25 protein-coding genes are annotated in these 25,824 nt (G+C 30.4%); 12 read left to right on the top strand and 13 right to left on the bottom strand.

The genetic code is table 11. The features are described from left to right. Nucleotides 1-43 precede the first annotated feature (43 nt). The gene (locus tag WH52_RS09315) at nucleotides 44-1,654 is read right to left on the bottom strand and encodes an ABC transporter substrate-binding protein (RefSeq protein WP_086030904.1); all 1,611 of its coding nucleotides are present in this window, start codon (nucleotides 1,652-1,654) and stop codon (nucleotides 44-46) included. Between the two features lie 53 nt (nucleotides 1,655-1,707). Then, entirely contained in the window at nucleotides 1,708-2,208 is a 501-nt protein-coding gene (locus WH52_RS09310; RefSeq protein WP_086030682.1) for a GNAT family N-acetyltransferase, read from the bottom strand. A gap of 126 nt (nucleotides 2,209-2,334) precedes the next feature. Between WH52_RS09310 and mtaB the strand changes: the two genes are divergently transcribed. From mtaB to WH52_RS14805, 5 genes are all read left to right on the top strand, one after another. Then, entirely contained in the window at nucleotides 2,335-3,669 is a 1,335-nt protein-coding gene (gene mtaB / locus WH52_RS09305; RefSeq protein ID WP_086030681.1) for a tRNA (N(6)-L-threonylcarbamoyladenosine(37)-C(2))-methylthiotransferase MtaB, read from the top strand. Between the two features lie 125 nt (nucleotides 3,670-3,794). After that, complete coding sequence (locus WH52_RS09300; protein WP_143592130.1) at nucleotides 3,795-4,553, top strand: DUF6438 domain-containing protein; 759 nt, start codon at nucleotides 3,795-3,797, stop codon at nucleotides 4,551-4,553. Then, entirely contained in the window at nucleotides 4,553-5,239 is a 687-nt protein-coding gene (locus WH52_RS09295; protein WP_086030679.1) for an alpha/beta hydrolase family protein, read from the top strand. Before WH52_RS09300 ends, WH52_RS09295 begins: the two co-directional genes overlap by 1 nt. 4 nt (nucleotides 5,240-5,243) lie before the next feature. Further along, a complete protein-coding gene (locus WH52_RS09290; protein ID WP_086030678.1) occupies nucleotides 5,244-6,155 on the top strand; it encodes a lytic transglycosylase domain-containing protein in 912 nt (303 codons plus the stop codon). Then, a complete protein-coding gene (locus tag WH52_RS14805) occupies nucleotides 6,155-6,370 on the top strand; it encodes a hypothetical protein (protein ID WP_143592128.1) in 216 nt (71 codons plus the stop codon). Before WH52_RS09290 ends, WH52_RS14805 begins: the two co-directional genes overlap by 1 nt. A gap of 51 nt (nucleotides 6,371-6,421) precedes the next feature. Here the strand turns inward: WH52_RS14805 and folE are convergent, their stop codons facing one another. The 6 genes from folE to nadC all read right to left on the bottom strand — a co-directional run bounded on the left by folE (nucleotide 6,422) and on the right by nadC (nucleotide 13,320). Beyond that, nucleotides 6,422-7,114, bottom strand: coding sequence for a GTP cyclohydrolase I FolE (gene folE, locus WH52_RS09285; protein ID WP_086030677.1), 693 nt, complete (start codon nucleotides 7,112-7,114; stop codon nucleotides 6,422-6,424). Nucleotides 7,115-7,160: 46 nt separating this feature from the next. Continuing rightward, entirely contained in the window at nucleotides 7,161-8,525 is a 1,365-nt protein-coding gene (gene hisS, locus WH52_RS09280) for a histidine--tRNA ligase (RefSeq protein ID WP_086030676.1), read from the bottom strand. Nucleotides 8,526-8,618: 93 nt separating this feature from the next. Continuing rightward, the gene (locus WH52_RS09275; protein WP_086030675.1) at nucleotides 8,619-9,548 is read right to left on the bottom strand and encodes a YihY/virulence factor BrkB family protein; all 930 of its coding nucleotides are present in this window, start codon (nucleotides 9,546-9,548) and stop codon (nucleotides 8,619-8,621) included. Between the two features lie 160 nt (nucleotides 9,549-9,708). After that, nucleotides 9,709-10,281: a pentapeptide repeat-containing protein gene (locus tag WH52_RS09270; protein WP_086030674.1), complete on the bottom strand. Its 573-nt coding sequence runs from the start codon at nucleotides 10,279-10,281 to the stop codon at nucleotides 9,709-9,711. Beyond that, nucleotides 10,282-12,384: a M3 family metallopeptidase gene (locus WH52_RS09265; RefSeq protein WP_086030673.1), complete on the bottom strand. Its 2,103-nt coding sequence runs from the start codon at nucleotides 12,382-12,384 to the stop codon at nucleotides 10,282-10,284. A gap of 75 nt (nucleotides 12,385-12,459) precedes the next feature. Beyond that, the gene (gene nadC / locus WH52_RS09260; RefSeq protein ID WP_086030672.1) at nucleotides 12,460-13,320 is read right to left on the bottom strand and encodes a carboxylating nicotinate-nucleotide diphosphorylase; all 861 of its coding nucleotides are present in this window, start codon (nucleotides 13,318-13,320) and stop codon (nucleotides 12,460-12,462) included. A 54-nt stretch (nucleotides 13,321-13,374) separates the two neighbouring features. On the opposite strand from nadC, the gene rlmH reads away from it, so the two are divergent. Beyond that, nucleotides 13,375-13,848: a 23S rRNA (pseudouridine(1915)-N(3))-methyltransferase RlmH gene (gene rlmH, locus WH52_RS09255; RefSeq protein WP_086030671.1), complete on the top strand. Its 474-nt coding sequence runs from the start codon at nucleotides 13,375-13,377 to the stop codon at nucleotides 13,846-13,848. A 125-nt stretch (nucleotides 13,849-13,973) separates the two neighbouring features. Further along, nucleotides 13,974-14,819, top strand: a complete 846-nt coding sequence (locus WH52_RS09250; RefSeq protein ID WP_086030670.1) for a coiled-coil domain-containing protein — start codon at nucleotides 13,974-13,976, stop codon at nucleotides 14,817-14,819. A 76-nt stretch (nucleotides 14,820-14,895) separates the two neighbouring features. On the opposite strand, the gene WH52_RS09245 is transcribed toward WH52_RS09250, so the two are convergent. Continuing rightward, nucleotides 14,896-15,681, bottom strand: a complete 786-nt coding sequence (locus WH52_RS09245; protein ID WP_233131540.1) for a helix-turn-helix domain-containing protein — start codon at nucleotides 15,679-15,681, stop codon at nucleotides 14,896-14,898. A 179-nt stretch (nucleotides 15,682-15,860) separates the two neighbouring features. Here WH52_RS09245 and WH52_RS09240 point away from each other — a divergent pair, with 179 nt between their 5' ends. From WH52_RS09240 to WH52_RS09220, 5 genes are all read left to right on the top strand, one after another. Further along, nucleotides 15,861-16,439, top strand: coding sequence for a non-canonical purine NTP diphosphatase (locus WH52_RS09240; protein WP_086030669.1), 579 nt, complete (start codon nucleotides 15,861-15,863; stop codon nucleotides 16,437-16,439). Continuing rightward, complete coding sequence (locus WH52_RS09235) at nucleotides 16,440-17,471, top strand: FecCD family ABC transporter permease (RefSeq protein ID WP_086030668.1); 1,032 nt, start codon at nucleotides 16,440-16,442, stop codon at nucleotides 17,469-17,471. Nucleotides 17,472-17,474: 3 nt separating this feature from the next. Beyond that, nucleotides 17,475-18,272: an ABC transporter ATP-binding protein gene (locus WH52_RS09230; RefSeq protein WP_086030667.1), complete on the top strand. Its 798-nt coding sequence runs from the start codon at nucleotides 17,475-17,477 to the stop codon at nucleotides 18,270-18,272. 66 nt (nucleotides 18,273-18,338) lie between these two features. Next, nucleotides 18,339-19,373: a M28 family metallopeptidase gene (locus WH52_RS09225; protein WP_086030666.1), complete on the top strand. Its 1,035-nt coding sequence runs from the start codon at nucleotides 18,339-18,341 to the stop codon at nucleotides 19,371-19,373. Between the two features lie 131 nt (nucleotides 19,374-19,504). Continuing rightward, entirely contained in the window at nucleotides 19,505-20,386 is an 882-nt protein-coding gene (locus WH52_RS09220; RefSeq protein WP_086030665.1) for a zinc-dependent peptidase, read from the top strand. 55 nt (nucleotides 20,387-20,441) lie between these two features. Here the strand turns inward: WH52_RS09220 and WH52_RS09215 are convergent, their stop codons facing one another. The 4 genes from WH52_RS09215 to WH52_RS09200 form a co-directional block, all read right to left on the bottom strand. Then, the gene (locus WH52_RS09215) at nucleotides 20,442-21,308 is read right to left on the bottom strand and encodes an OmpA/MotB family protein (protein ID WP_086030664.1); all 867 of its coding nucleotides are present in this window, start codon (nucleotides 21,306-21,308) and stop codon (nucleotides 20,442-20,444) included. A gap of 182 nt (nucleotides 21,309-21,490) precedes the next feature. After that, nucleotides 21,491-23,623: an OmpA family protein gene (locus WH52_RS09210; protein WP_086030902.1), complete on the bottom strand. Its 2,133-nt coding sequence runs from the start codon at nucleotides 23,621-23,623 to the stop codon at nucleotides 21,491-21,493. A gap of 61 nt (nucleotides 23,624-23,684) precedes the next feature. Continuing rightward, entirely contained in the window at nucleotides 23,685-24,626 is a 942-nt protein-coding gene (locus WH52_RS09205; protein ID WP_086030663.1) for a PorP/SprF family type IX secretion system membrane protein, read from the bottom strand. Between the two features lie 9 nt (nucleotides 24,627-24,635). Further along, nucleotides 24,636-25,824 (bottom strand): gliding motility-associated C-terminal domain-containing protein (locus WH52_RS09200; RefSeq protein ID WP_198938424.1); only part of this gene is annotated, 1,189 nt, incomplete at its 5' end.

Below are 25,824 nucleotides of genomic sequence, written 5' to 3'. Positions count from 1 at the left end.
ACTCACATTTCGACTACGTGCTATATGTTCGTAATGACGTTTTTTACTTCTTCTTTACTCTTCTTAAATCTAACAAATCAATTGGGTTAATTCCCAAACCTTTTACATTTTTTTGTCTAAAACGAATAACCTCATCATAATACAAAGGAATAATAGGCGCTTCTTCAATAATTATACTATCCATTTTTTGATACAGCATATAACGCTTATCTACAGAAACTTCTTTGATTGATTGTTCATACAACTCATCAAAAGTTTCATTTTTAAAATGCGTATAATTAGGTCCGTTTGGAGTGAAGTTTTTGCTATAAAAAAGCGATAAATAGTTTTCTGCATCTGGGTAATCGGCAATCCAGCTTGCTCTAAAAATCGGTAATTTACCACTAGCCTTTCCTTGACGTAAGGTTGATGGTGGAATTACATCTACTTTAGTATCTAATCCTATCTTTTGTAATTCTCTTTGAATAAACTCGCATAAATCTAAATAATTACTATTGGTTGTAATCGTTATTTGTGGATTTTTATTTCCAGTCTCTTGTTTGTATTGAGCCACTAGTGCTTTGGCTTTTGCTGGCTGAAATGAATATCCTTTTTGGTTATTAAAAGAAGGTAACCCATTAGGAATAAATCCGCTTGTTGCTGGTGTACCAATTCCATTTCTTAAAAACTTAATCATTTTCTGTCGATCAAATCCATAATTAATTGCCTGCCGAATTAATTTAGATTTAGTTGGTACTTGTTCTTCTCCGTCTAAATAAATCCCCAAATATTCAGTATTCAAATATGCCCCCGTTTGCATGATTATTTTTGAAGCATACTTTTCTTTTAAAGTTCCGTCTGTATTTAGAATATCATCTTTATACGAAGCGTCTAAACTTTTCATAAAGTCAATATTCCCTTGAATAAACTGTAAAAATTCGCTTTGTTTATCGGGCAAAAAAGTTACCGCCACAGCTTCTAAATAGGGTAACTGTTTTCCATCAGTATCTTTTTCAAAATACAGTGGATTTTTACGCAATACCAACTTCGTATTTTCTACCCATAACTTAAATTGAAAAGGTCCAGTACCAATGGGATTCGCTCTAAAACTATTTCTAAAATAGTCTACTGCTTCTTTGGAAACAACTGAGCAATATTTCATTGCTAGTAATCCTAAAAAAGGAGGAAATGGTTGTTTTAGTTGCATAGAAAAGGTAGAATCATTCTCTGCTTTAAACGACTCCACATTTTGTAAAACCCAACCTCCAGGTGAAGCCACCTTTTTATCTAGCAATCGATTAAAAGAATATTCAAAATCATTTGCATTTACTTTTCTTGTAGAATCTTTACCGAATAGCATATGTTTATGAAAATAGACATCACTTCTTAAAGTAAACTGATAGTTTTTACCATCCTCAGAAATCGTCCAACTTTTTGCTATTGATGGTTTTACATGTAAACTATCGTCTAATTCTACCAATCCGTTGTACAATTGGTTTACCGCCCAAATATTACGTTGGTCCTTGGCAAAAGCAGGATCTAGAGAAGTAATATTTGAATGTTCATTATATCTAAAAACTTCTTTATCTGTAAAATCAGTTTTTTTTTGAGTACAAGAAAAAATTAGAAGAAAGGAGAAACGAAAAATAATCTTCGTCCTAGTTCTACTTTTCATAAGTTCATCAACTAAAAATGTCTTGTTTTTTGTTTCTTGTTTCTTATTTCTCATCACAAAATCAATTCATATTTAGTTTCTGGTAAACCTATATCATCACTCACAAATTTTTCAACTTCCTTAAAGTTGAATCGCTGTAAAATTTTTGCTGAAGCAATGTTTACATCAACTACACAACCAATCAGTTTTTTTATTCCTATAGATTTACAATAAGAGACTAAACCTTCACAAATTTCTGTTGCGTATCCATTACCCCAAAAACGCTCAATAAATCGATAACCAATTTCATCATTTCCTTCATCATCTTTTATTAAAGCTACAGTACCAATAAATTCATTCGTATCTTTTCTTTCAATTGCATAAATCCAGAAATCATTTTCAATATTATTATACCTATTAATCAACTGTAATAAATCCTCTTCACTTTCTTTTAAAGACTTAGGTTCTCCTGTTGCATATTGCAATACTTTAGGATTACTTTCTAATTCGAAAAATGCCTCTAAATCAGAAACTTTAAGTTTTCTAACCGATAATCTTTTGGTTTCAAAAATCATGAATAAAATCGTACTTTTGCAAATTGAAACTGCGCAATGCAGTAAAGAATATTAAATATACCATACGAACTTCTAAAAAATTAAAGACTTATACAAGGCTTTTGTTTTTTATTAAGGATTGAAAAGATGAATGCAGATAAAAAAGTAGCTTTTTATACTTTAGGTTGTAAATTAAATTTTTCTGAAACTTCTACCATTGCAAGAAACTTTGTAAATGAAGGTTTTGAACGTGTAGAGTTTGAAGAAAAAGCAGATGTATATGTGATTAACACGTGTTCGGTAACCGACAATGCCGACAAACGTTTTAAAACCATTGTTAAATCGGCTTTAAAGAAAAACGACAATGCTTTTGTTATTGGTGTTGGTTGTTATGCGCAATTAAAACCAGAAGAATTAGCTGCAGTAGATGGTGTAGATTTAGTTTTAGGTGCTACTGAAAAATTTAATGTTACAAGTTATATTAACGACCTTACTAAAAACGATATTGGTGAAGTTCATTCTTGTGAAATTGAAGAAGCCGATTCGTATGTAGGAGCTTATTCTATTGGAGATCGTACACGTGCTTTCTTAAAAGTTCAAGACGGTTGCGATTATAAATGTACCTATTGTACAATTCCACTAGCTAGAGGAATTTCTCGTTCAGATACTTTAGAAAATGTAATGAAGAATGCTAAAGAAATTTCAGAAAAAGGTATTAAAGAAATTGTATTAACAGGAGTTAATATTGGTGATTATGGTAAAGGTGAATTTGGTAACAAACGTCATGAACATACCTTTTTAGATTTGGTAAAATCTTTAGATACTGTTGAAGGAATTCATCGTTTACGTATTTCATCTATTGAGCCAAATTTATTAAAAGATGAAACGATAGATTTCGTTTCAAACTCTGATACTTTTGTACCTCATTTTCATATCCCGCTACAATCAGGTAGTGATGAATTATTAAAGAAAATGAAGCGTCGATATTTACGTAAAGTATATACCAACAGAGTTTCTAAAATAAAAGAAGTAATGCCAAATGCATGTATTGGTGTTGATGTTATTGTTGGTTTCCCTGGAGAAACTGACGAATTGTTCTTAGAAACATATAACTACCTATCTGAGTTAGACATTTCATATTTACATGTATTCACCTATTCTGAAAGGGCGAATACTGAAGCTGCTGAAATGGATGGTGTAGTTCCTAAAAATGTTCGAGCAAAACGTAGTAAAATGTTACGTGGTTTATCGGTTAAAAAACGTAGAGCTTTTTACGAAAGTCAAATAGGAAATACTTTAACTGTTTTATTTGAAAGTGAAAATAAAGAAGGTTATATCCACGGATTTACAGAAAACTACGTAAAAGTAAAAACTCCTTGGAATCCTGAATTGATAAATACATTACATACAGTTACGCTTACTAAAATAGATGAAGATGGTTTGGTAAGGTTCGATTTTGTAGAAACACATCAAACTGTATAACATAAACAATATAAAATAACACAAAAGCCCCAAAAAATGGGGCTTTTCTTTTTATGATTCATTTTATAACAGTAACTTTAATGGCACAAAAATTGAATCTAAAAAATCAAAAAACATTTTATCTTATGAGACTATTTTCACTTTTATGTATTCTATTAATTACCAGCTGTAGTATTCCTAAAAAGAATAATGATTCTGAAAAAACTCCACAGAAAGAAGAAACTACAACAAAAACTCCTATGGAAGAAGAAATTAACACTCCTGTGAAGAATATAGAAAATGAATTAATTGTAGTTTTAAAAAACCCTAAGAATGTAAAAGACGCAAAAGCTTTAATTACAAACAGTGGATTGAGTTGGGATAAATTACTTTTTGATCAAAAAGATTTAAAAATTGCTCAAATTACTGTTCCTGAAGACAAAGTTGATTTTTGGTTAAAACGATTAAACGAATCTGGTGTTTTTCAATCAGTAGAAAAAAATCAAATGGGTACTTTTAATACTATCAAGGAAAATTTTGAGAATAGGTTGATTTCTATCCGTAAAACTCCTTGTTTTGGAGATTGTCCTGTATATGAAGTAACCATAAGCAAAGACGGAAAAGTAACATACAACGGAATTAATTTTGTAAATGAAAAGGGAGTTAAAGAATTTCAGCTTTCAGATAAAGAATTAAAAAAGTTAAACGAAAAATTAAGCAAAAAAGATTTTTCTGAATTTGCTGAAGAATACAACAATCCAAGAATTACAGATTTACCAAGTACGTACATTACTCACGGAGGTAAGCAAATTCACATTCGTTTATGGAAAGATATTCCAGATGAGTTAGCTGATGTTCATGAGTATATAGAAGGTATCTTATTAGATAAAAAGTATTTTGATTAATGCATAAAACACACATATATTTTGTACCAGGTTTAGCGGCTAATCCGAAAATATTCGATTACCTAACACTTTCTAAAGATGTATTTGAATTGCATTTTTTAGAGTGGATATTACCTGATAATCCTAAAGAATCTATTAGCGATTATGCAAAACGTATGTGTTCAAAAATCACTCATGAAAACCCTATTTTAGTAGGAGTTTCTTTTGGTGGTGTTATGGTGCAAGAAATGAGTAAACATATTTCTTGTAAGCAAGTAATTATAATTTCGAGTATTAAAAACAATCAAGAGTTACCTAAAAGATTGCGACTAGCACAAGTAAGCAAAGCTTATAAATTATTTCCAACTCATATTGTAGCTAATATCGAAAGTTATGAGCAGTATTTTTTTAGTGATTACTTAAAGAAAAGAGCCGAATTGTATAAACTCTACCTATCGGTTAGAGATGCTAAATACTTACATTGGGCTATTTACAATGTACTACATTGGAAACAAAAAGAAACCCTAAAAGATATTATTCATATTCATGGATCAAACGACGAAATTTTCCCCGCAAAACATATTAAAAATTCAATTTTAATAGAAAACGGAACACATATAATGATATTAAACAAGGCTCGAATAATTTCAAAAATAATTGAAGAAAAGTGTCTTGAAATATCAGAAACAATATCAATAAAAAATTAGAAGTATGATGAGAGCAGCACGATATGCTTCACTAATAGCCATTGGTGGAGTGTCTTTTTTATTAATGAATACCATTCAAAAAGACTTAGAGCCTATTGTAAAAAATGTAGCGGAAACTTATGAAATTAAAGCTCCAAAAACTCCAAATTATTTAGAATTGGCAGGAGAAAGAGTTCCAATAGAACGTTACGATATTAAAGAGCGAATGGATCGAGAATTACTCGTAAACACCTATTGGCAATCTAACGGATTACTCTTAATAAAAAGAGCCAATAAGTACTTTCCTATTATCGAATCTATTTTAGCTGAAGAAGGAATACCTGATGATTTTAAATACTTAGCAGTTGCTGAAAGTGCTTTGTTGGTTAACAATCCGTCACATGCTCGTGCTTCAGGACTTTGGCATTTTTTACCAAGAACTGCTAGAGAGAAAAAGTTTAATTTAGAAGTAAACAAAAATGTAGATGAGCGTTACCACATAGAAAAATCTACCAAAGCTGCTGCTCGTTATCTAAGAGATGCTAAGAAAAAATTTGGTAGTTGGACTCTAGCTGCAGCTGCATATAACGCTGGTATGGGAAGAGTTTCTCAACGATTAAAAGCTCAACAAGTAAATAATTATTACGATGCTTTATTACCAGACGAAACAGAACGTTATGTTTTCAGAATTTTAGCATTGAAGGAAATCATGACACATCCCGAAAAATACGGATTTAAGTTTGACAAAGACGATTTATATACTTTTCCTAAAACTTATGAAGTAGAAGTAGATACTGCAATTACTAATATTGCTTCTTTTGCTAAAAACTTTGGAATTACTTACAAGCAATTAAAATTAGTAAATCCTTGGTTGAGAGAAAATAAATTAAACAATAAAAGTAGAAAACTATATAAAATTAAAATCCCTGTTCAATAATGAAAAAAGTTTTACCCTTCATATATATAGCTATAGGAATCTTTATTCTTGTAGGCACATTTAGTATGTTTTTTCAAGATAGAGAAACTTATCGAGTACTTTTAAACTTTAAAACTGAAAATAAATATATTTTCTTAATTGTAAGATTACTATTTGCTTCTTGGTTTTTAGTAGATGGAGTAAAAAAATTAAAGCAAAATCAAGCAGAAGATTAATAAAAAAAGCTCATTCAAATTGAATGAGCTTTTTACTTTATTTTTTGCTTTTTAGTGAAAGTCTGTATTTAACTTGATATAGTCTAAGAATTCACGTTTAGTTTCTTTGTTTTTAAACGCTCCACCAAACTCAGCAGTTACTGTACTACTTTCAATATCTTTAATTCCACGAGAATTTACACATAAGTGTTTTGCATCAATAACACAAGCAACATCTTCTGTTCCTAATGCTTCTTGCATTGCTTGTACCACTTGCATTGTTAAACGCTCTTGTACTTGCGGACGTTTTGCATAATACTCTACAATACGGTTCATTTTAGAAAGTCCAATTACTTTTCCTTTTGAAATATAAGCAACATGTGCTCTACCAATAATTGGTAATAAGTGATGCTCACAAGTAGAATACACAATAATGTTTTTCTCTACTAACATTTCACCATACTTGTACGTGTTATCAAAAGTAGAAGCTTCTGGTTTGTTTTTTGGGTTTAACCCCATGAACAACTCATTAACAAAAGCTTTGGCAACTCTCTTAGGAGTTCCTTGCATACTATCATCTGTTAAATCCATTCCTAAAGTTTCAAGAATTTCTTTAACACTTTCTTGTATTCTTTCTATTTTTTCTTTGTCCGAAATATCAAAAGCATCTGCTCTTAACGGAGTTTTAGCCGACGTTGCAATGTGGTTCTCTCCTATTTCGTCTATTCTTTCGTCATTCATTTTGTTGTTATTCACTTCAAACATTTCTTTCTGTAGTTATAAGGCGTAAATTTACGACATTGCCGTTAATTTACTGTAGTTTGTTAATTAATTCGTTTACAGTGCAAGTTATTTGCTCTCCTGCGTTCATATCTTTAACAACAAGTGTACCATTTTCTACCTCTGTTACTACAAAGTCAATTTCTCTACTAGTAGCATATTTCCACTGCTTTTTTTGTTGTTTGTTACTCGAAGCAACATCTGGATATAATTCCGACTTGATATCGTTATTTCTTAATTCTTTAATCGCTTTTACCTTAGCAATACTCTGGTCTGCATCAAAATTTAAGAACAATACTTTTGGCTTGGGTAATTGAACCGTTTCGAATAAACCAAGCTCTTCCATTACCAAATAAATACGATCTAATCCAAATGAAATTCCAACTCCCGACACATCTTTCAATCCAAAAATACCTGTCAAGTCGTCATATCTTCCACCACCACCAATAGATCCCATTTTTACTCCTTCTGGTGCAGCTACTTCATAAATAGCTCCGGTGTAATAATTTAATCCACGCGCTAAGGTTACATCTATTTCTAAAGAAGCAGAACTTAAACCAAGTTCTTCAATAGCATTTATAATAAATTGTAATTCCTCTACTCCCTTCATTCCTTCTTCAGAAGATTGCAACATATCTCTTAGCGCTGCTAAATTAGTACGATTATCTCCATCAAAATTAAATAATGGATCAACCTTTTCTATAGCAGTATCAGAAATTCCTTTTTCAAGCATTTCTTTTACCACTCCTTCTTTACCAATCTTATCTAGTTTATCTAAAGCAACTGTAAAATCAATTAACTTATCTGAAGCTCCAATTACCTCAGCAATACCCGATAATATCTTACGGTTGTTAATTTTAATTGTCGTGCCGTTTAATCCAAGTTTACTAAAAACGGTATCGTATAACTGTACAAATTCTACCTCTTGCCAAAGCGATTTACTTCCCACTACATCGGCATCACATTGGTAAAATTCTCTGAATCTTCCTTTTTGCGGACGATCTGCTCTCCATACTGGTTGAATTTGATAACGTTTAAACGGAAAAGTAATTTCATTTTGGTGTTGTACTACATAACGTGCAAATGGCACTGTTAAATCGTAACGCAATGCTTTTTCTGAAATCTTAGAAATTACCTTTTGACTTTCTTTATTTACCAATAAATTCTCATCAACTTTTTTAAGATAGTCTCCTGAATTTAAAATCTTAAAAATCAAACGATCTCCTTCTTCTCCATACTTTCCCATTAACGTAGAAGAATTTTCAAAACTTGGAGTTTCAATAGGTTGAAATCCAAAATTTTCAAACGAATGCTTAATCGTAGAAAATATATAGTTTCTCTTCGCTACTTCGGTTGATGAAAAATCTCTGGTTCCTTTTGGGATACTTGGTTTCATAAAATCAATGTTCAATTATCGGTTATCAATTATCAATAACAGTTTACTGATAATTATTATTTAAGCCTGCAAATATCTGAATTAAATAGCAGATTAAGAAGTTTTATTTTTACGTTTTAATCTGTATAAACTTGCGTTTAATTCAAACCCTAACAGTAAAATAATGGCGTTTAACCAAACAAAAAGCATTAAGATAAGTAAGGTTCCGATAGAACCATATAGTTGATTGTATTGTGCAAACTTTACTACATAAATACCAAAAAGATAAAAGGTAAACATAGATACTACCGTAGTTAATACAGCTCCTGCCGAGAAAAACTTTACCTCTTTTCCTTGCTTGGTTCCGTATCTAAAGAGTAAAGAAACAATGGTAAAAATCATTACTAAGAATAAGAAACCTCTTCCATAGTAAAATAAATCTAAATCGTTTAAATCAAACCAGCCATACTCTCCTATTTTAGAAAGTGCTATCTGATACATTATAATCAATACGACTGTTACAATTAAGAACAACGACATTAATAACGATACTCCTAATGAAATAATATAGGCTTTTACTACACTTCGAACTTCTTTTACATGGTAAGAATATTCAAAGCCTCCAAAGATGGCATTGACTCCGTTGGTCATTAAAAAAATAGAGACTAAAAAACCAAAGGATAATAACCCTCCGTACTGATTATTTAAAATATCTTTTAAAACACCATCAGCTGCTTCAAAAGTCTTGGGCGGTAATATTTCTTGTATAAGAGAAAAAAGCCCTTCTTGAAATCCGTCTATAGGAATATAAGGAATTAAGGTAAGTATGAACAGTAAAAATGGAAATATAGCCATAAAGAAACTATACGCAATTCCACCTGCTCTAGTAGTTAAAGCTCCTTTTACAATACCAATTACGTACATTTCAAGTACGTCGTATAAAGACATTCCTTCTAGCCCTGGAATTTTAATTTTCTTTCCAAAGGCTACAATCCAATTTACAACTGGAATTTTAACTAGTTTGTCTTCTATTCTTCTGGTCATTTTTACAATTTAATTAATAACTTAAAAAAACCTAGTTCTTACCTATATAATTACCAAACAAACAATTCAAAAATTATATAAATAAATAACACAGTAAAGACTGCAATACTCAAAAACTCACTTATTGCTTTTAAATCTTCCTTTTTCATAACACTTTTATTTAATCTTCTATTACAATTCCATAGCTACTTAGTAATCCATTGATATTCTCTTTTGAAAATAGGGCTTTTTTCAATCGATTCCTTTCTGGCGAAATTGAAAAATTAAAAGCAGTTTTCAAATTGGCTTTTTCTAAATTCGTGTTTTCAAAAATTGCACCTTCTAAATTACTTCTTTCAAATACTCCACTTGAAACATTCGCTTCTGTAAAATCAACTTCTTTTACATCACAATTGATAAATTTTGTATTCGGAATTTTCAATTGATAAAACGATGAAAAATTGAGCTGACAATTTTTAAAACTCATTTGTAAGAAAAATGGATTACATTCATTAAACTTTACTCCTATCAACTTACAATCAGAAAAACTGCAATCTTTAAACGCGGTTTGGTTTACGATGGCATTGCTAAAATTACAATCGATAAACTCGCATTCTAAAAACTGAATATTAGATGCATGTACGTTCTCGAAGTTACAGTTCTCGAACGTACAATTGTCATATTCTCCTTTTTTTATTTTTAAGGTATTAAAATTGACTTTTGAAAATATTTCATTGTCAAAATAATTATCCATCTATTTTAAACCCCTAGCTTTTAACATTGGTTCTGCTTGTGGATCTCTTCCTGCAAATGTTTTATACATTTTAGCATAATCCATTGTATTTCCTTTTGATAATACTTGCTCACGGAATTTTTGTCCGTTTTCACGAGTTAACAATCCGTTGTTTTTAAACCAATCGTATGCATCATGACTTAACATTTCTGTCCATAAATACGAATAATATCCTGCTGCATATCCTCCACTAAAAATATGCGCAAAATAGGTTGAACGGTATCTTGGTGGAACCTCATCTACCTTTAGCTTCATTTTAGCTAAAGCTTCTTCTTCAAACTTTGCTACGTCTTCTACAATCTCATCCACAGAAATCGTATGCCATTGCATGTCTAAATTAGATGAACATAAATTTTCAATGATTGAATATCCTTGGTTAAAGGTTCCAGCATCCTTAATTTTCTTTAGTAACGATTCTGGTATTACCTCTCCAGTTTTATAGTGTAATGCGTAGTTGTTTAATACTTCTGGATGTGTAGCCCAGTTTTCATTAAACTGCGATGGAAATTCAACAAAATCTCTTGAAGTACTTGTTCCAGAAATAGAAGCATAAGTTTGATTACCAAATAATCCGTGTAACGCATGTCCGAATTCATGGAACATTGTTTCTACATTGTCAAAACTAATCAATGCTGGCTCTCCTTCCGCTGGTTTAGGCGAGTTACATACATTGTAAATCACAGGCTTTTGGTTACGTAACTTAGATTGTTTTACAAAAGCACTCATCCAAGCTCCTCCTCTTTTACTATCTCTAGCGAAAAAATCTCCGTAATACAATCCTAACGGACTTCCATCTTCTTCAAAAATCTCATATACCACTACATCTGGATGATAAGTTGGAATATCTGTACGCTTTTTAAACGTTATTCCATACAACTTCGTTGCTGCATAGAATACTCCTTTTTCTAATACATTGGTTACTTCGAAATATGGCTTTACCTCTTCTTCGTTTAAGTTGTATTTAGATTTACGTACTTTTTCAGCATAATGATTCCAATCGTATGGAGTTAATTTAAAATCTCCTCCATTTTTATTGATTTCTGCTTGAATCTCTTTTACTTCTGAAGCTGCTTTGTCTAACGATCCTGGGATTAATCCGTTAAACATTTCAAACACCTTATCAGGAGTGTTTGCCATGGTTCCTTGTAAACTCCAACTAGCATAGTTATCAAAGCCTAAAATTTGTGCTTTTTTAGCTCTTAAGGCTATCATCTTCTTTACTAAATCACTAGTATCATATTCACCTCCATCGGTTCTGTGAATTGATTTTTCAAATAATTCTTTACGAACTTCTCTGTTTTCTAATGATTGTAATGATGGTTGTTGTGTAGTATTAATTAATTGAATTTCATAAGATCCATCTTTTTCTATCGATTTGATTTTATCTTCTGAAAATCCTTTTAATTTTTCTTTATCAGTTACTACCACTCCTCCTTTTTTACTAGCATCTAACAATTTCTTTCCAAAATCGTTTGATAAAGTTGCCAATTCAGAGTTAATCTTTTTTAATTCTTCTTTTTTGTCTTCTGATAAATTTGCTCCTGCTTTTACAAAGTTCTTATAGTATTCTTTTACTAAATGAGCAGATTCAGCATCTAATTGTAAACTTTCTAAATTGTCATATACTTGCTTAATACGTGCAAATAATTTGGTGTTTAACAAGATATCATCGCTATGTTTTGAAAACTTAGGCGCTAATTCTTTTTGAATTTCTTTAATCTCATCATTGGTATGTGCTCCTGCTAAACCATAAAAAACCGCAGTAACATTGTCTAATGTTTTGCTACTTTCTTCTAAAGCTACAATGGTGTTTTCAAAAGTAGGTGCGTCTTTGCTATCTACTATTTTTTGAATAGTTTCATTTTGTACCTTCATTCCTTCTAAAATAGCAGGCATAAAGTGTTCATTTTTTATCTTAGTGAAATCTGGTGCCCCGTAATCTAAGGAGCTCTTTACCAATAACGGATTTTCTACCATATCTGCTTTCATGTCTTTTTTAGCTTCTTTTGTATTACAAGAAATTGCCAATACCAAAGTAGCTACTAGGATTAAGCTTTTTTTCATGAGTATTTAGTTATTTACTTGTCTTTGCAATAAAGAAGACTTCCTCCTTTCATTCGCAACGACGGTTGGGTTATATTAATCTACTGCTTTTAAACTTAAGTCTAAGTTATATACAGAGTGTGTTAATGCTCCAGATGAGATAAAGTCTACACCACATTCGGCATATTCTCTAATGGTTTTTTCATTGATTCCTCCTGAAGATTCTGTTAAGCAAGTATCTCCAATTAACGCTACTGCTTTTCGAGTGTCTTCATAATTAAAGTTATCAATCAAAATTCGGTATACACCTTCATTAGAAAGAATTTCTTTGATTTCCTCTAAATCACGTGCTTCTACAATAATTTTTATATCTAAACCTTTTTCTGCCAAGTACTTTTTAGTTTTGGTAATGGCTTGTGTAATTCCACCTGCAAAATCAATATGATTGTCTTTAATCATTACCATATCATACAAAGCAAAACGGTGGTTCTCTCCTCCTCCGATTTTAACGGCCCATTTTTCTAACGCGCGAATTCCTGGAGTGGTTTTACGAGTATCTAATACTTTTGTTTTTGTTCCTTCTAATAAATCAGCAAAAAAACGTGTTTTAGTTGCAATGGCACTCATACGTTGCATAGCATTTAATACCAAACGTTCTGCCATTAAGATAGATTGTGATTTTCCTTCTACATAAAAAACAATATCTCCGTACTTTACCTTCTCTCCATCTTCTATTAAAGTTTCAACTTTTAAGTCTTTATCTACATAAGCGAACACCTTTTTAGCAAACTCTACTCCTGCAATAATTCCTTCATCTTTTACTAAAAGTTTTGCTTTACCAGTTGCGGTTTCTGGAATACACGACAATGAGGTATGATCTCCGTCTCCAATATCTTCTCTAATGGCGTTTGTGATAATTAAATCTAACTCTTTTTCAAATTGTTCTTTTGATATCATAATTTCATTTATTCTGATGTAAAAATACTAATTCATAATTCATAATTTTGCCTTATGAAAATAAAATTACTTGCTATTGGCAAAACGGATGATAAGAATTTAATTCAGCTTATTAACACTTATGAAAAGCGTTTGAAACATTATGTAAAGTTTGAATTAGATATTATTCCTGATTTGAAAAATTCTAAAAACCTTTCTGAAAATCAACAAAAAGAAAAAGAAGGTGATTTAATTTTATCGAAACTACAACCAACTGATGAACTAGTTTTATTAGATGATAAGGGAAAACATTTTACTTCTATTGAATTTTCTCAATATTTACAAAAGAAAATGAATTCGGGAATAAAGCAATTAGTCTTTGTTATTGGTGGTCCGTACGGATTTTCTGAAGCAGTTTACAACAAAGCAAAAGGAAAAGTATCATTATCAAAAATGACCTTCTCCCATCAAATGATTCGTTTATTTGTTGTTGAACAAATTTATCGCGGTTTTACGATTCTTCGAAACGAACCTTATCACCATGAATAAGTTCTTTTATAAGTTTATAAAAATCATTTAAAAACTATTCATTTACCATACTTAATTCATTTTAAAAATTGTACTTTTGTCGCCCCAAAAAAGTATCTAAATAAAAGTTCAATAAACAAATTAAAATGAAAACATTAAGACTTTTAGTAACCTCTATTTTTATTATCGGATTTGTAAGCATACAACAAGTATCTGCTCAAAACGACATTAAAAGTTTAAAAGTTAAAATTAAAAACAAAGAAAATCAAATTAGTGCCAACGAAGAAATTTTAATGAGTGGCGTAAAAGCGTTAAAGCGTGTTAATGCTAATTTAGCTGATTTTAAAAAGAGTAAAAAAGCTACTAAGAAAGAAGTAAATAGAAAAGAAAAAATTGTTGCTAGTATGCAACTAAGACTTACAAAGTTAAACACTCAAATTGAAAATCAAAAAAAGGAATTAGCCATTTTTGAAAGAAAATTAGCTAGAAAACAAAAAAGAAATCCAGTTAAAAAAGCTGAAGTAGCTGAAACAACTTCTACTTCTTTCGACGCTACTATTAGTAACAACCAAAAAGGAATTTCTTTACGTAAGCAAAAATTAGAAGCTGCTCGTAAAAAATTAGAAGAAGAGCGTAAAGCAAGAGAAATAGCTTATTTAAAGCAACAAGAAGCTTTACGTTTAGAAGAAGAAAAATTAAAGCAGTTAGACAACGAAATTAAAGCTGAAGAACAAGCTATTAGTAAAGAAAAGAATACTTTAATTAGTGATCTTGAAGACGATATTAGTATTAATGAAGAAATCTTAACTAGTGGTAAAGAAGGTTTAGCTAAAATGAAAACAAAATTAGAAGAGGCTAAAAAAGACCCTACTACTTCTAAAGAAAGTATTTCTAGAAAAGAAGCTATTATTCTTAAAATAGAAAAACGTTTAGCGAATATTCAAAATGAAATTAACGCTAAGAAACAAGAATTATCTACGTTAAAAGGATAAGACAACTTTTTATCAAATAAAAAAGCGGAATCTGGTTTAAACTAGATTCCGCTTTTTTTGTTTTTAAAGAATTAGTTTATTTTCTCGCTAACCTATACAGCACAATAATTTCTACAATAACTGTTGGTATTAAAAATACTGCTCCTAGTGAAGCTAAAATTATTGTAGCTAAACAAGCTCCTGTTATAATTTCTAAAATTCCGTTTATTTGAATTAATACTCCTAACTTGTCTTTTAACCTTAGTAAGCTTAATCCGAATATTATTTGGATAGCTCCAAAAATAATTAATTCAACTATTCCTGTTATAATTAATGTTTCACTAGTTGAGTTAATTAAAAACACATCGTATAATTCAGCTATTACGAATGCTATAATAAAAACATAAACAATAATTTCTAATAGTTTGTATGAATACATTTTTGCTATTCTTATAAAGCCAGAAAAAAATATTGCAAACGATATTGATGAAATTATTTTAATACTAGTATATGTAATTTTATTAAAGTAAGAAGTATCTTGAGTAAATTGATATACGTCTGCTATCGTTTCTAAAAACCCCACAACAAAATATACAATACCAAAAATCCAAGCTAAATTTAATAGCTTCTTATCTTCACTTGTAACTCCAATTTCACTTGTAAAACTATCGATATTAATATCTGCATCAAGAGCTTCTAATATAGCTTTAATAGTAAAACTTCTTGGTGTTGTTTCGCCTGCTTCTATTCGTTGAATTGTTCTAACATTTATATTACACTTTTCAACAAGTTCTTCTTGAGTTAATCCTTTTTGTTTTCGTAGTTCGGAAATTTTCTTTCCTAATGCTGGTTGTTTCATGATATATAAATTTTCATTTTTCATACAATGTTAGTTTAGCTTTTTAATTTCATAAAACATTTCCATAGATTTAAACCCGACATTTTAACGACATTCCTTTATTTACAAGGAGTTCAGCTATTTTTAGTTTATTATAAAAATTGTTTACTTCTTAGTACAAAGATTATAAATTTTGATATTTTTGTTTACCTAAAATTACAATAATGCAGTTAGTTTTTGCTACTAATAATCTAAATAAACTTGCCGAAGTACAAAAAATGCTTCCTAAATCTATTGAATTACTTTCTTTAAAAGACATTAATTGTTTTGATGAAATAGAAGAAACAGCAACTTCTTTAGAAGGAAATGCGCAAATTAAAGCGAATTATATTACCGAAAAATTCGGATATAATTGTTTTGCTGATGATACTGGTTTAGAAGTGGAAAATTTAGATGGCGCTCCTGGGGTGTATTCTGCCCGTTATGCAGGTGAGCCTGCTAATGCAGAAAATAACATGCAAAAACTACTTACCGAATTAGGAAATTCTACCAATAGAAAAGCTCAATTCCGAACATCTATTTGTTTAAATTTAGATGATGAACAATATTTATTTGACGGAATTTGCAATGGTGAAATCTTACACCAAAAACAAGGAGAAAAAGGTTTTGGTTACGATCCTATTTTTCAACCAAATGGTTTTAAAAAATCTTTTGCTCAAATGACTTCTGAAGAAAAAAATGTTATAAGTCACCGAGGGTTAGCTATTCAAAAATTAATTGAGTTTTTAAAATCTATTAATTAGTTGAATTCTACTAAAACAAATATTAACTACTTTACTTTACTTATAGTTTTACTATTTGTTTTTGCTTTTTTAAATATTAGTTTAGGGTCTATTTCTATTCCTTTTGATGAAATTTTAAACAGTTTATTAGGAAAAACCGTTTCTAAAGAAAGTTGGAATACCATTATTATAAATTACCGATTACCAAAAACTATTACAGCTATTTTAGTTGGATCAGGATTAGCAATCAGTGGATTGTTAATGCAAACATTATTTAGAAATCCGCTAGCAGGTCCTTTTGTATTAGGAATTTCATCTGGTGCAAGTTTAGGTGTTGCTTTACTAATCTTAGGATCGAGTATTTTTGGTGGATTTTTAGCTTCTTCTGTTTTTAGTAATTGGGCTACAGCTGTTGCTGCCAGTTTAGGTTCTTTCTTAGTTTTATTGGCTGTAATTGCTGCTGCAAATAAAATTAGAAATACCATGTCTATTTTAATTATTGGATTAATGTTTGGCTCATTAACATCTGCGGTAATAAGTGTATTAACTTACTTTAGTGAAGCAGAACAAATTCAACAATACATGTTTTGGAGTTTTGGTAGCTTAGGCAATCTTACATGGAACGAGTTAAGCATTTTTTCTATTATTTACTTCATAAGTATATCTTGTATATTATTTGTTATAAAACCTTTAAATAGTTTATTATTAGGAGAAAACTATGCTAAGAGTTTAGGTATAAACATTAAAAAAAGTAGAAATATCATACTGCTAATTACTAGTTTACTTACTGGTGTAATTACTGCATTTTCAGGTCCTATAGCTTTTGTAGGTATTGCGGTTCCTCATATAGCGAAAATGATATTTTCGAGTTCTAATCATAAATTATTAATTCCTGCTTCGGCAATAATAGGTGCTATTATATTACTAATTTGTGATAGTTTTGCTCAATTACCAACAAGCGAATTTACCTTACCAATAAACGCAATTACTTCTTTATTTGGAGCTCCGGTAGTTATTTGGTTATTAATAAGAAAGAAGAAAATTTATGTGTAAATTTTGAGTAGTAATAACAAACATATCATTTTAAAAACCAACAATCTTTCTATCGGTTATAAGACCAAAAAGGAAGAAAACTGTATTGCTGCAAACATAAACTTATCTATTGAAAAAGGTAAGTTTGTTGCCATAATGGGTAAAAATGGAATTGGAAAATCTACCTTATTAAGAACTCTTTCTAAAGTTCAAAAACCATTAAAAGGTACTGTTACTATAAATAATAAAAAACTTTCTAGTTATACTAATTTAGAACTATCAACAACATTAAGTTTAGTACTTACAGAACGTTTACCTTTAAGTCAGTTAACCGTTTTTGAATTGGTAGCTCTGGGTAGACAACCTTATACTAATTGGGTAGATAAACTTACCAAAGAACACCTAAAAAAAATTCTTTGGGCTATTGAACAAACTGAAATTACTCATTTAAAAGAAAAACGTTTTCATGAATTAAGTGACGGACAATTACAACGTGTTCTCATTGCCCGTGCATTAGCTCAAGATACTGAGATTATTATTCTAGATGAACCTACAGCACATTTAGATATTCATCATACCTTTAAAGTCTTTTCACTTTTAAAAAAATTAGTAGAAACTACTGGAAAAACCATTATTATTTCTACACACGAAGTAAATATTGCTTTACAGTTAGCCGACGAATTCATATTACTTACTGAAAATAAACTACATAGCGGAACATCAAAAGAACTTATTGAAAAAAATGCTTTTGATGAGCTTTTTCCAAAAGAACTTATTAGTTTTAACAAAACCTTAGAACAATTCGTTATAAAGAAAAAGTAACTTTGAAAGTTGTAACTTTTTGTTGCTAACAAAAACTAATCAAAACCTAAACTTAATTAATTTTTAATGAAAAAAATAATGTATTTGGCAAGTGCAGCTGTGCTTGTAGCATGTGGCTCGAGCAAAGAAACTGCTGTAGATGCAGATTCTAATATTGATGCTTCTGAAAAATATGCAAAAACAATAACTGCTAAAGATTTAGGAAATCACCTTTTCGTATATGCTTCTGATGAATTTGAAGGAAGAAACACTGGTGAGCCTGGGCAAAAAAAAGCAGTTAAATATTTAAAAGACTTTTATGTTAGTAAAGGAATTGCTTCTCCATTAGGTGGCGATGATTATTTTCAAGAAGTCCCTTCAGAATACTTAAGTAATAACCGTAGAGGAATTACATTAAAAGATTCTGAAAATGTAGTAGCTTTTATAAAAGGAACAGAAAAACCAGATGAAATCGTAGTTATTTCTGCGCATTTAGATCATGAAGGTGTAAAAAACGGAAAAGTATATAATGGTGCAGATGATGATGGATCGGGTACTGTAGCTATTTTAGAAATTGCAGAAGCATTTAAAAAAGCTGCCGATGCTGGTAAAGGACCAAAACGCTCTGTTTTGTTTTTACATGTTACTGGTGAAGAAAAAGGTTTATTAGGTTCTAAATACTATACTGAAAATCCAATTTTCCCATTAGCAAATACAGTGACCAATTTAAATATTGATATGATTGGTAGAGTTGATGATAGACATATAGGAAAACCAAATTATATATACTTAATTGGTTCTGATAAGTTAAGTACAGAGTTGCATAACCTTTCGGAAGAAATGAATAAAAAGTATACCAATATTGATTTGGATTATAAGTATAATGATGAAAACGATCCGAATCGTTTTTACTATCGTTCTGATCATTACAACTTCGCTAAACATAATATTCCTATTATTTTCTATTTTAATGGTACTCACGAAGATTACCATCAACCAACTGATACTCCAGACAAAATTAATTATGAGATGTTAGAAAAACGTGTTCGTTTAGTATTTCATACAGCTTGGGAAGTTGCCAATAGAGAAAATCGTGTTGTAGTAGATAAAGCAGGTAAATAATTATTACTACATTTAAATTATAAGTTGAAGAACTCACCTCAAAAAGGTGAGTTTTTTCTTTTTACATAAACATTCCCCAAACTACTCAAATGAAAAAATCGTGTATTTTTGATGAAACTTAAAATTGCTTTATGGTTTTAGCTACTGCTTTTCTAATAATTATTATTACTTTATATACCATCTCTTCTACTAAAAAAGAGGCTAAAAATAATTGGAATATACCTAAAGAAAATTTCCCTAATTCTTGGAAAGCAATACTTACCAAAAAAGTAGCTTTTTACAATGCTTTAACTCCTCAAGAAAAAGAATTATTTGAATACAAGGTTCATGAATTTTTATTGAATTGTTCTATTATTGGAGTAGATACTAATGTGGTAATTACAGATAAACTTCTCATAGCGTCGAGTGCAATTATTCCTATTTTTAATTTTCCGAAATGGAAATATCCTAACATTGTTGAAGTAATTCTTTATCCTGATATGTTTAATGAAGACTTTGAAACATCAGGAAACAATCATCGCCGAATTTTAGGAATGGTGGGAAATGGTTATATGGAAGGAAAAATGATTTTATCGAAACCCGCTTTACACCATGGTTTTAGCAATGAATCTGATAAAAAGAATACAGCTATTCACGAATTTGTTCATTTAATTGATAAGTTAGATGGTAATATAGACGGAATTCCAAAAGTACTTTTAGAAAAACAATATACCATTCCTTGGATAGATTTGATGACACAAAAAATTGACGAAATCTATGATAAAACTTCAGACATTAATCCATATGGAGGAACAAATAGAGCTGAATTTTTCTCTGTAGTAAGTGAGTATTTTTTTGAGCGTCCAAAACTATTAGCAAGAAAACATCCTGATTTATATTTACTATTAGAAAAAATATTTAAACAAGAAATGGATGAAATGAAATTACATACTATAAAAGCTGAAATTTCTAGAAACGATCCTTGTCCATGTAACAGCGGAATTAAGTTTAAGAAATGTTGTGCTTTAAACTAAAAAACGCTGAGTAATTAAATTACTCAGCGTTTTTACATTTAATAAAACTTTTAATTTAAGATTTTATCTTTTCTTCTTCGGCTAGCAAACCAAAAAACTTATCTAAATTTGGTAAAATAACGATTCTCGTTCTTCTATTTCTTGCTCTATTAGCTCGTGTAGTATTATCAACTAATGGTACAGAACTTCCTCTACCCGATGCTATTAAACGACTTGGATTAATACCATATTTTTTTTCTAAAATTCTTACAATTGATGTAGCTCTTTTTACACTCAAATCCCAATTATCCTGTAATACTGCATTGTTAATTGTTCTTGAGTCAGTATGACCTTCAATCATAACATCCATACTTGGTTCAGACTTAATTACATCTGCTAATTTTTTAATTAACCTATGAGCGCTACGCTTTACTTTGTAACTCGCTGTGTTAAATAACATTTTGTCTGATACCGAAATCATAACTACAGTCTTGTCAATATCAATATTAACATCGTCTGAATTTTCTAAATCTGAAGTATTGATAGACTTTTTTAAGTTATAAGCTACCGCTACATTCATAGAATCTTTTAATGTTTTAGCATTTGCTAATTCAGCTGGATCTACTTTTGATAACGTTTCTCTCATTTTTTCTTTTAAAGAATTCGAGATCACTGTATTTCCTACTAAATCTAACTTTACGCTATTTTCTTTTTCTAATGATGAGTTTACGTTTTTTAATGAATTTATTTTTTCATTATACGATGCTACTCTTTTTTCAATCTTAGCAAATTTAGCTTCTAGATTTTCTTTTTCTAACGTTGTTTTTTGAAGGTTTCCTCTAGTATCGTTATACTGTTGTTCTAACGCTAGATATTTCTTTTTAGACACGCATGATACTGCTAACAAAGAAATTGCTATAATTGGAAAGATTTGTTTTTTCATTTTTAATAATAGATTGATTTGCTGCTAATAACTTGCTTTGCATTTTATTATTATGATTAAAATGTTAAAAAAATGAAAAACTATACAAAGAAAAAGCCCAATCTAAATTAGATTGGGCAGAACTTAAGGGAAAAAATAGTTGTTTATCAACTATCTTTAAAAATCAGGGGATCTGAAATAAATTATTGGTTTCTATAAATAACTTTAAATTTCTTTTTATCCTTTTTACAATTTTCTTCTTCGCCTATTAAACATTTATCTGAAGTAGTATTTCCTTTTTTCTTCATGTTTTTTCTTAAGAACTGTAAGAAGCTATTTCTTTTAGAAATTCTCTTTTGCACTTTTATTATCTCTGCCTCTTCACGTGCTTTAATACTTTCATTTCCTTTTACTATATAGAAATATGAACGCCTATTTGCTTGATGCTCTTTTTCACTACACTTCTTTTGGTTAGCATTATTACAGTGATTTAACAATTGCTCTTCTCCGTAACCTATAGCACTTTCTATTTGTTTAGCTTTAATTCCTCTAGATAAAATAAAATCGCGAGTTGCCTTTGCTCTTCTATCAGAAAGTTTTTTGTTATAATCGTCTGGACCTCTACTATCTGTATGAGCTTCAATTTTTATAACTAATTCTGGATGATTATTTAAAACGGTTACAATGTTTTCTAATTCATACTGTGCATCGTCTCTAATTACCGATTTTCCGTAGTCAAAATAAATTGGATTAATTACAATTTGATCTCCTACTATTAATGGAATTAACTCAACATTACTCTTAACTATACCGCCAGCAGTAACTGTGGTTTGAGTAGCTTTTTTATTAGGTTTATAATTTAATTTACTAACTTTTACAGTAAACTTAGCATCACATAATACTTCGTTGAATTTATAATTACCAGCAATATCAGTTATAGCCTCTTCTATTACTTTTCCTTCGTTATTTATTAATTTAACAACTGCCCCATTAACAGGTGTTTTTGTTTTACTATTTGTAATTACTCCAGCAATTACTTGCTTACAAATTGCAGGTGTTGTATAGATGTAAAAACTATAAATATCATCGTCTCCCTTTCCTTTTTTTCTGTTAGAAGAGAAGAATCCTCGTTTACCATCTTCAGCTAAGAAAAAAGAAAAATCATCTTTTTTACTGTTAAACGGATCTCCTAAATTTTTTGGAGCCGTAAACGTTGAATCATTTTTAATTTTAGATTGAAAAATATCTAATAATCCAAAACCTAAATGCCCATTTGATGAGAAATACAGTGTACTATCTTTTCCTATAAATGGAAATAACTCTTTATCGGAAGTATTAATTTTTTTACCTAGATTTTTTGGATCTCCATAGGTACCATCTTCATTAATTGTTACGCTATATAAATCACTTCCTCCAAAACCACCTGGCATGTCTGAAGCAAAATAAAGTTTTTTCTCATCTGCACTTAACGCTGGATGACCTACAGAATATTCATCGTTATTAAAAGGAAGTTCTGTTACTTTTATCCAAGCCCCATTTACAAACGAAGCTTTGTATATTTTTAAATTAGAAGTATTCTTTTTACTCTTTCTTCTTCTTTTACCATTAAAATTATTTCTGGTAAAATACATTGTTTTTCCATCTTTTGTAAAAATGGGTGTAGACTCATGAACATCGGTAGTAACAGGTCCAATAATTAACTCAGGATTTACAACTTCTAAAACAGTATCTCTTTCTTGTCTTTCAAAGTCTTCTTCTGTTAATTGAATATCTTCAGTTGCTTTATAAATATTTAAAAATGGTTGATTATTCCATTTATAAATTTTCTCTTTTTTCGTGTTCTTAGGAACTGAAGATGTAAAATATACCTGTCCGTTTACTATAAAGCCTCCAAAGTCAGAATATGGTGTATTAATTGCTAAATTTCTTAAACTTATTTTTTGAACTTCTTCGGTAGAATAATCTAAAAGATAGTTGGTATTTTGTAATTCTTCTCTTCTATTATTAATTTCATCTTCGCTAGCGATTAGTTTAAAAATAGAATCGGATTTTTTATACTTCCCATTACTTCTTAATACTTGAGCATATTTAAAAAAATATTTAGGCGATAAATCTTTTTGATATTTTTCTAAAAGTTTTCCGTACCAAGTTTCTGCCTCTTCTGTATTAGCATTATTATAATACGAATCTGCTAAACGAGATAATACATGCTTTGTTGTATCTCCTTTTTCTTCTACTAATGCTTTATATAATTTTGCTGATTCTATGTATGAAAACTCATCATAATAACGATCAGCAACACGTTTACTTTGTCCGTTTACAAAAACAACAGTCATTAACAAGACTGCGAAAATTAATAGTTTTTTTCCCCCCATTTAAACTTAAATATATCTTCTTTTAGAAAAATCTTGGTGATTTGTATCGAATTCCACCTTCAAAAATTTCATAACGTAACATTATTTCATGCGTTCCGTTATTTACTACATTATAATTCGAAGTAGTTAAATCATAAGCATATCCTAAATGTAAAGAATCACTTACCTGAAAACCTAACATAGCACTAATAGCATCTCCCCACCTCCAAGCCGCTCCTACTCTAAACTTTTCATTGAAAAGAAAGTTAGCTGATATATCTAAAGAAAGTGGTGCTCCTGAAACTCCTTTTAATAAAAGAGCTGGTTTAAATTTTGTACTTTCATTTAAGTCGAATACATAACCAGTTATTAAGAAAAAGTGCATTCTTTCAATAGCTACTTCTCCTGGTTTATTCTCAGCATCATAATGTTCTTTTCGTAAAATATTTGGTACAGATAATCCTATATACCATTCTGGTTCATGGTAATAAATTCCGGCTCCTACTGTAGGTAAAAATCGATTATTAATAGGTACAAATGATGGATCTTGTTCATCGGTTCTTCTTCCTTTATTCCAATCTATACTTAATAACCTTCCTCCTAATCGTAAACCAAAAGCTAAATTTCCTTCTTGACCAGTTTCAATTGTATATGAACCATTAACATCGAAATAAATTTCGTGCGAAGGACCAATTTTATCATTCACTAAATTGAAACCTAATCCTAATCCAGAAAGTCCTAGTGGAGTATCATAGCTCAAAGTTTGAGTATCTGGTGCTCCTTCAAAACCTACCCATTGAAATCTACCCAAAGCAGTAATAACTGTATGACCTTTAGAACCTGCATATGCTGGATTTACCGTCATAGTATTATACATATATTGAGTATACTGCGGATCTTGTTGCGCGTAGGTATTAGTTATAAAACCAATACCTAATGCACATAAGAAAACCTTTTTAACAATACTTGTTGTGTTAATTTTCATTACAATTTATTACCTGTTAATATAAATCCATCCTTTTCTTGGCGCTGTACCATTTCCAAGATCAAGTACATAGAAATATGTTCCTACTGGCAGCTCATCAGCGGCATCTATTGTTGCTCTACCATTTGAAATACCTTCAAAGATTCTATCTTTATTATTATATCCTTTAATCTTGAATACTGTATTACCCCATCTGTTAAAAATTTCTAAGGTGTTTTCTGGGAATCTTTCTATACAATCAATATGTAAATAATTATTGATATCATCTCCATTATTAGGACTGAATTCATTGAATACTACTACACAAGTGTTAAGATCTACTGCATCTCCAAAGCCTACTAACCCATCTACACTATCCGCAATACCATCGCCATCACTATCTGTACCACTATCATCAACAGGTCCATTTCCTCCATCGAATGGATCAGTTGGATCTGAATCAAAATCTGGATCATTATCATCTCCAAACCCATCAAGTCCATCTTCTGAATCTGGGATACCATCTCCATCTGTATCTACATTTGGATCATCTACCAAACCATCGCCATCTAAATCTTCATTTCCTCCTTCTTCAACATCATTTACACCATCATCATCACTATCTAAATCTTGATTATCTGGTACACCATCTCCATCGGTATCAACTGGATCATCATCTCCTCCATCTCCTTCACCAAAATTACTATCATCGGCATCTACACTATCAGATATTCCATCTCCATCTGAATCAGCTCCATTAGTATCATCTGAATCGATTACTCCATCATTATTAGTATCTAAATCTCCATTTCCTCCTTCAATAACGTCATTAATTCCATCATTATCACTATCTAAATCTTGATAATCTGGTATTCCATCTCCATCGGTATCTGGCTCTTCATCTGAATCTACTGAATCATCTGCTTGACCATCTCCATTGGTATCTGTGTAACCAGTATCATTAGAATCAATAACTCCATCTCCGTTGGTGTCTAAATCTCCATTTCCTCCCTCATCTACATCTAAAATTCCATCATTATCACTATCTAAATCTAAACTATCTGGTATACCGTCTCCATCAGTATCAGTAGATCCATCTCCTTCTTCTTCATCCGGAATACCATCATTATCATCATCTACATCAACTGAATCTGGAATTCCATCTCCATCTGTATCTACTCCTATAATTAATTCATCTGTCGTTACATCAGTACTTGTG

Origin of the sequence: Tenacibaculum holothuriorum (assembly GCF_002120225.1) — a bacterium.
GTDB lineage: Bacteria > Bacteroidota > Bacteroidia > Flavobacteriales > Flavobacteriaceae > Polaribacter > Polaribacter holothuriorum.
This window is presented reverse-complemented; position numbering and strand designations above follow the sequence as displayed.